This window comes from Streptomyces sp. NPDC054786 (genome assembly GCF_053611685.1).
Genome location: NZ_JBSHAW010000050.1, coordinates 1 through 5,121, shown reverse-complemented (window position 1 = coordinate 5,121; position 5,121 = coordinate 1). Strand labels below are relative to the sequence as shown.

The 5,121-nt window shown below is 70.5% G+C and carries 5 protein-coding genes; 2 read left to right on the top strand and 3 right to left on the bottom strand.

All coding sequences use genetic code 11. From position 1 onward, the window contains the following. The first annotated feature begins 211 nt into the window (after positions 1–211). Entirely contained in the window at positions 212–466 is a 255-nt protein-coding gene (locus ACWGI6_RS32610) for a (2Fe-2S)-binding protein (protein WP_453270855.1), read from the top strand. 70 nt (positions 467–536) lie between these two features. Here ACWGI6_RS32610 and bfr read toward each other — a convergent pair whose 3' ends face one another. After that, positions 537–1,013 carry a bacterioferritin gene (gene bfr, locus ACWGI6_RS32605; RefSeq protein WP_381857221.1) on the bottom strand — a complete coding sequence of 159 codons (477 nt, stop codon included), beginning with the start codon at positions 1,011–1,013 and terminating at the stop codon, positions 537–539. 155 nt (positions 1,014–1,168) lie between these two features. Here bfr and ACWGI6_RS32600 point away from each other — a divergent pair, with 155 nt between their 5' ends. Continuing rightward, complete coding sequence (locus ACWGI6_RS32600) at positions 1,169–1,792, top strand: sulfite oxidase-like oxidoreductase (protein WP_393910253.1); 624 nt, start codon at positions 1,169–1,171, stop codon at positions 1,790–1,792. A 103-nt stretch (positions 1,793–1,895) separates the two neighbouring features. On the opposite strand, the gene ACWGI6_RS32595 is transcribed toward ACWGI6_RS32600, so the two are convergent. Together ACWGI6_RS32595 and pknB are read right to left on the bottom strand one after the other, a co-directional pair. Further along, on the bottom strand, positions 1,896–2,789 hold the full coding sequence (locus tag ACWGI6_RS32595; RefSeq protein WP_453270854.1) for a deoxyribonuclease IV: 894 nt from the start codon (positions 2,787–2,789) through the stop codon (positions 1,896–1,898). A 64-nt stretch (positions 2,790–2,853) separates the two neighbouring features. Continuing rightward, entirely contained in the window at positions 2,854–4,809 is a 1,956-nt protein-coding gene (gene pknB / locus ACWGI6_RS32590) for a Stk1 family PASTA domain-containing Ser/Thr kinase (protein ID WP_453270853.1), read from the bottom strand. Between the last annotated feature and the right edge of the window lie 312 nt (positions 4,810–5,121).

Below are 5,121 nucleotides of genomic sequence, written 5' to 3'. Positions count from 1 at the left end.
GGCGGTGGGGGGGGGGCTTCTGCCCCGTCGGGTGGGGGGGGGGGGGCGGCGGCCGCCGGCCGCGGGCGGGGCCCTTGGGGTGGGGGGGGCGGCCCCCCCGCCCCCCCCCCCCCACTGCGTTGTGCAGCCCCGGCCGAGGCAGGTAAGGTAAGGGTTACCTCACTCAAGATCAGCCGGATTGATGAGGTGCCTCCACGGAAGGTGAAACCGCGTGTACGTCTGCTCCTGCTTCGGGATCACCGAGCGGCAGGTCCGTGAGCACGCGGACACGGGCGCCTGCACGCCTCGTCAGATCGCTTCGGCCTGCAAGGCCGGCACCGACTGCGGCGGCTGTGTCCGCCGTATCCAGGCGCTGCTCGGCCGGGGCGCCTGCCCCCGCCGGGAGCTCATCGAGAGTGGCGCGCCCGAGCCGCTGGGCGCGGAGGCGGACGCCGTGGGGCCCGCGGCACTTTCGGAGGCCGCGTAGTCCTCAGGGGCGACGGGGGTCTCCCGCTGCCGTTGCGGACCCGGCGGAAGGTGGGCATCCGGCCGCTCGCTCAGCTCGGCTGCTCGATGACCTGGGCGATGTAGAGCGCCTCTCCGAGTTTCTCCACCAGTTCCAGCTGGGTGTCGAGATAGTCGATGTGGTGCTCCTCGTCCGCGAGGATGTCCTCGAAGATATTCGCCGAGGTGATGTCGCCCTTGTTGCGCATCAGCTCGATACCGCGCTTGAGCCGGTCGATGGCCTCGACCTCGACCTGGCGGTCGGCCTGGAACATCTCCGTGACGGTCTGGCCCACCCGTACATGGAACAGCCGCTGGTAATTCGGCAGAGCTTCGAGGAAGAGAATCCGGTCGGTCAGGATCTCTGCATGCTTCATCTCGTCGAAGGACTCTGAGCGGGTGTACTTCGCGAGCTTCGTCCAGCCGAAGTTCTCCTGCATCTTGGCGTGCAGGAAGTACTGGTTGATCGCGGTGAGCTCGGCGGTCAGCTGCTCATTGAGGAATTCGATGACCTCGGGGTCGCCCTGCATGGCTGCGGGCTCCTTCCACGCGAGAAACTGGGCAGGTGCCGCATCCTCGCACCGCCCGGAGCAGGCCGTCCAGTAAGTGCACGCTTAGTGCGAGTTGCCCGAATCGGTCTCTCCCTGGTCATCGGCACCCCTTCCGGTCTGACAACATGGAGGGCATGGGTCAGCCGGAAAGCCGCGAAGAGGAGCATCCTCAGCTGCCTCCGGGACAGCGGCTGCAGCGGGGCTGGCCGGTGACGCATTACGGACCGGTGCCGAAGTTCCGCGCCGAACGCTGGGAGTTCCGGGCTTTTGGCGCCACCGCCGACGACGCGAAGCACTGCTGGTCGCACGAGGAATTCACGGCGCTGCCGTACACCACGGTCGTCGCCGATATGCACTGTGTGACGAAATTCAGCATGCTGGGAGCCGAATGGGGCGGGGTCGCCACCCGGACGATCCTGGAACTCGCGCCGCCGGCACCCGATGTCACTCATGTCATGGTGTGGGCCGAGTACGGCTTCAGTTCGAATGTGCGGATCGAGGATTTCGCCGCGGAGAAGTGCCTCTTCGCCACACACCGCTCCGGTGAGCTCCTCACCGCGGAGCACGGCTTTCCGGTTCGCTTGATCGTTCCGCATCTGTATGCCTGGAAAGGCCCCAAGTGGGTCCGCGGCATCGAATACATGCGGGCCGACCGCCGCGGCTTCTGGGAGGAGCGCGGCTATCACAACACGGGCGACCCGTGGCGGGAGCAGCGCTACTCGTACCAGGAAGAGCCCGGGGACGGCCCCGAGCTCTGACCCCCGCGCCCGGGACGGGGTGGTCCCGGAACCCCGGAACACCCCGCACGGCGCCCGCCCGTCCACGACCTGTCCGGATCGCGGGCACACCGCGGCCGGCGGTTCAGTACGCGCGCAGCTCCTTGAGCCGGGCCACGTCCGCCGCATGCCCTTCCTTGCCGCCCGGGGTCTCGACGACCAGCGGCACGCCGGCCGTCGCCGGGTGGCGAAACAGCTCGCTGAAGGGCTCCGCACCGATGTGACCTGCGCCGATGTTCTCGTGCCTGTCCTTGTGGGCGCCGGCCACATCCTTGGAGTCATTGGCGTGGATCAGCTTCAGCCGGCCCTCGCCCGCGACCTCCACCAGCTCGTCCAGCAGCGCCTTCGTGCCGCCCGGTGCCGCCATGTCGTGCCCGGCCGCGAAGGCATGACAGGTGTCGAGGCAGATCCCCAGCTTGGGGTGCCGGTCCAGCGCATCGAAGTACGGGCCGAGGTCCTCGGCCAGCGCGCACAGTGATGCCCCCTGTCCGGCCGTCGGCTCCAGCAGCAGCCAGGGATCGTCCGGGTGCGTCAGCTCGTCGAGCAACGGCCGCATCCGCCCCCTGACCTGGGCCATCGCCGTCGCGCGCGGCCGTCCGCCGGTCGCCGAGCCGGTGTGGACGACCACGCCGAGCGCGCCGATCTCCCGGCCGCGGCGCAGCGAGTGGCGCAGCGAGTCCACGGACTTGTCGACGGTCGCCGCGGTGTGCGAACCGAAGTTGATCAGATACGGCGCATGGACATACACCGGAATCCCCTGCAGGGCACAGGCCGCCCGGAACGCCTCGTCCTGTCCGGGGCTGCCGGGCAGCGTCGCCCAGCCGCGCGGATTGGCCACAAAGACCTGGACGACCTCGTCGCCCATCTCCCGGGCGTAGGGAATGCCGGTCTTCGCCAGGCCGCCGGCCACCGGCACATGGCCGCCGACCGGGTTACGTGCACGGGCGCGCTGCTCGGCGCCCTCGGGGGAGGTACTCACCCTCCCAGGGTGCCAGGTGCCCCACGCCCGCCGGACGGCAGCCGTGGGGCACGGCCCGCGGGACCTACAGCGCGCCCTTGAGCTTGATGGTGATCGTGCCGCCCTTCGGCGCCTTCTCGCCGGGGTCGACGGACTGGGTGTCGACCGTGTCCTGCGGGAACAGGAACGGCTTCTTCACCTCGACCTGGAAGCCCAGATCCGTCAGCTGCTTCTTGGCGTCATCGACGTTCTTGCCGGTGACATCCGGGACGGGGATCATCTCCGGGCCCTTGGAGAGCGTGAGGGTGACCGTGTCGCCCTTGCCGAGCTTCTTGCCCTCGACCGGGGTCTGCCGGGCGATGGTGCCCTTGTCCTGGGTGGAGAAGACCGGCTGGCCGGCGAAGCGCACCTGGAAACCGGCCGCGCGCAGCGTGTTCGCCGCGTCCGCGCGGTCGTTGCCGAGCACTCCGGGCACCTCGACCGCGGTGCCACGGCTGATGGTCAGCCCCACCGCCGTATCGGGCCGCCGCTTGCTGCCGGCGCCCGGGTCCGTACGGATCACCGAGCCCTTGGCGACCTCGTCGCTGAACTGCCGGGTCACGCTGCCGGGAACCAGCCCGCGGTCACGCAGCTTGCGCTTGGCGTCCGCGACCGGGGTGCCGGACAGATCGGGGACGGCGACGATCTCCGGGCCGCGGGAGATGGTCAGGGTGACCGTGCCCGTGCCACGGATCTGCTTGCCGTTCGCCGGGTCGATCTTCATGACGTGGCCGCGCTCCACATTCGAGCTGAAGCCGCGCACCACCTTCACGCCCAGGCCCTCGTCCCGCAGGGTCTTCTCGGCCTTGGTCTGCGGCATGTCCAGCACCGCGGGGACGGTGGTGAACTGGCCAAAGTTGATGTACCAGACGCCCGTGCCGATCCCGAGGACCAGCAGGACGGCCGCGATGACGGTGGCGAGCCGCCGCCGCTGGAGCAGCCCGCCACGGGGCGTCTCGGCGGGCACCGGCCGCAGCCGCGTGGTCTGCTCGGCCGGCGGCACCTCCAGCCGACTGGTGCGGTTCAGCTCCGCGTCGCCGGTCTCCGGCAGCGGCAGCTGGACGCCGTCGGTGCGGGGTATCACGTCCGTACGCTCCGAGCCGTCGCCCCCGGGCACCTCCTTGGCCTCCGGCGGCACGACATCCAGCTGGGCGTCGGTCAGCTGCGCACGGTCCTCCTGCGACCGGGACAGCAGCGCCACCGCGTCCTGCGGCCGCTGCCGCGGATCGCGGGCGCAGGCCAGCGCGACCAGCTCGTCCAGCTGCGGCGCGAGACCGGGCACCAGCCCGGACGGCGGCAGCACGTCCTCGTGCAGATGCTGGTAGAGGATCTGTGCCACGGTGCCGCCCGTGTGCGGCTTGCCGCCCGTCAGCATCTCGTAGAGCACCACACCGCAGGCGTAGACATCGACCCGGGCGTCCGCGGTGCCGTGCTCCAGCTGCTCGGGCGCGAGGTAGGAGACGGTGCCCAGGACGGAGCCGGTCGAGGCGGTGGTGTTCGTGTCCACCGCGCGCACCAGACCGAAGTCGGCGACCTTGACCCGCCCGTCGTCGCCGATCAGGACGTTCTCCGGCTTCATGTCGCGGTGCACCAGGCCCGCGCGGTGCGCGGCCCCCAGGGCGGCCAGGATCGGCTCCAGGATGTCCAGCGCGGCCCGCGGCTGCAGGGCGCCCCGCTCCCGCAGCACATCGCGCAGCGTGCAGCCGGCGACGTACTCCATGGCCAGATAGACGTACGTACCGTCCGTGCCCTGGTCGAAGACGCCCACCACATTCGGATGCGACAGCCGAGCGACCGACTTCGCCTCGCGGATGAAGCGGTCGACGAACGCCTCGTCCATGGCCAGGCCCGGGTGCATCACCTTCAGCGCGAGCACGCGGTCGAGCCGGGTGTCCACGGCTTGGTACACCGTGGCCATACCGCCTGCGGCGATGCGCGCCTGGACGCGGTAGCGGCCGTCGAGCAGCTGGCCCACGAGCGGGTCCTGAAGGGTCGTATCCACGGCAGACGAGTCTACGAGGAACCACCGACAGGACGAACTCGGCGGCCCCCACCGAGCCGGACTGCAGCGGAACGGTGACTATTCGCGGCGCTTGGCTGTTTTCCCACGTTGTCGGCGTTCCCGCCGTGGGGGTTGTTCGCCGTTGCGCCTGTCCGCTGCGCTTTGCGCCCCGGCCCGCGTTGTCGGCTGTCCCGCCGTGGTTCGTCTCGCCGTTGCGCCTGGCGGCGGGCGGGGTCCGCTGCGCGGGGCTGTCGGGTGCCGGCGACGGGCCTCCGCGGGTGGGTGTCCGGACTGCTGCGCTTTACGTCCAGC

Coding starts and splice junctions, on each gene's coding strand:
- bfr (WP_381857221.1), bottom strand. CDS start 1,013: ATGCAGGGCGACCCCGAGGTCATCGAATTCCTCAATGAGCAGCTGACC.
- ACWGI6_RS32600 (WP_393910253.1), top strand. CDS start 1,169: ATGGGTCAGCCGGAAAGCCGCGAAGAGGAGCATCCTCAGCTGCCTCCG.